The sequence below is a fragment of the Paramuribaculum intestinale genome, from assembly GCF_003024925.1.
Lineage (GTDB): Bacteria > Bacteroidota > Bacteroidia > Bacteroidales > Muribaculaceae > Paramuribaculum > Paramuribaculum intestinale.
In genome coordinates this window covers 1-1,355 of the sequence record NZ_PUED01000342.1, presented here as the reverse complement: position 1 = coordinate 1,355, position 1,355 = coordinate 1, and the positions used below count along the sequence as shown (strand labels likewise).

Annotated in this window: 1 protein-coding gene; it reads right to left on the bottom strand. The window is 46.6% G+C overall.

Annotated features, from left to right (window positions below):
• Positions 1 to 151 precede the first annotated feature (151 nt).
• Positions 152 to 1,129, bottom strand: a complete 978-nt coding sequence (locus C5O24_RS13370; protein ID WP_107033536.1) for an IS110 family RNA-guided transposase — start codon at positions 1,127 to 1,129, stop codon at positions 152 to 154.
• Between the last annotated feature and the right edge of the window lie 226 nt (positions 1,130 to 1,355).

Sequence of the window (1,355 nt, the reverse complement as noted above, 5' to 3'; positions counted from 1 at the left end):
ACGAACTATATTAAAAACCAAATAAAATGAGGCAAAAATTACATCCACCTTAGATTATTTGAGAATGGTCTTGCCGCAGTCCGCTCTTGGGGGCGGTTTAGGCCGCCCCCGCCGCTCGGGCATCCCCTAGCCAGAAGGAGAGAGGAATAGTTTAGAGGGCGGAATCAGGTTTCGTAGAGACGAAGCCGTCGATATATGACTTATTGGATGTCACAACAGCAAAAGCCTGTCTAACGAGTTTATTTGCCACAGCAATCATGGCTACTTTGCCTGATTTTCCTTTGCCCCGCAAACGCTGGTAGCATTCCTTGCACGCCTTGTTGTGCTGACTTGCTGACCATGCCGCCACATAAAGCATCGAACGCAGAGTCTCGTCACCGTTACGGTTGATATGTCCACGGATATTGATGCTTGTGCCGGACTGCTCTATCGTGGGGCAGATACCGATAAAGCGGGACAACTGCTTGGCATTTTCAAAGTAGGTAAAGCCTCCGGTAGCTATAATCAGCGCAGTGGCAAGTGTGACTCCGATACCCTTTATAGAGGTAAGGAGTTTAAGCTGCTTGTCAAACACATCGGTTACGACCGTCTCCATTTCCTGCTGCATGTACTTGATCTGCTTTTCAAGGAAGGTTATGGTCTGTTTCAATGAGTTCAGACATTTCTTATCCTTAACCGGCAGAGGCTCAAGTGATGAAAGAAGATTCTTTGTCGCTGTCAGTTGCTTCTGAAGTTGACGCAGGACTGTTTTCTTCTGTTTCAGAAGCATTATCTGTTCGGACGGGAACTTATATGGTTCCGGCTTGAATCTCTCCCCGAAATCGGCAATGAGACAGGCATCTTTGGAGTCTGTTTTGGTAACCGACATCATTACGCGGGAATAGTTTTTTATCTTCTTCGGATTTATGAGGCTTGCCCGTATGCCGGTCTTGTCAAGAAGATAAAGAAGAAGGAAGCAGTAGTTGCCTGTCGCCTCCATCACGCAGTGGTGGATAGCATGGTCAAGCTTCGAGATGAACTTGCGGATGCCTTTCGCGTTGTTTTGGAAGGTCTCGGTACGGTAGCCCTTTCCATGAGGAAAAGCAGCTACAAACGTCGCTTTGCTGATGTCGATGCCTATGTATGTCATGTTATCAAATCTTTTGTCAGGAACTACATCTTTTGCACTCTCGTCGCAAACACGGGGTCAGTCATACCGCCCCAACGAACTATCCAGTCTTTAGATGTAAAAGCATGGGGACTGAACGTTAGTCACGGGTTTTGCCACCCCCTAATCTGCCTTGTTCCATGCTTGTGATGCCTGATATTTGAAGATAAATTTATTCAAAAACATTTAACCGTACAAATGTACGACC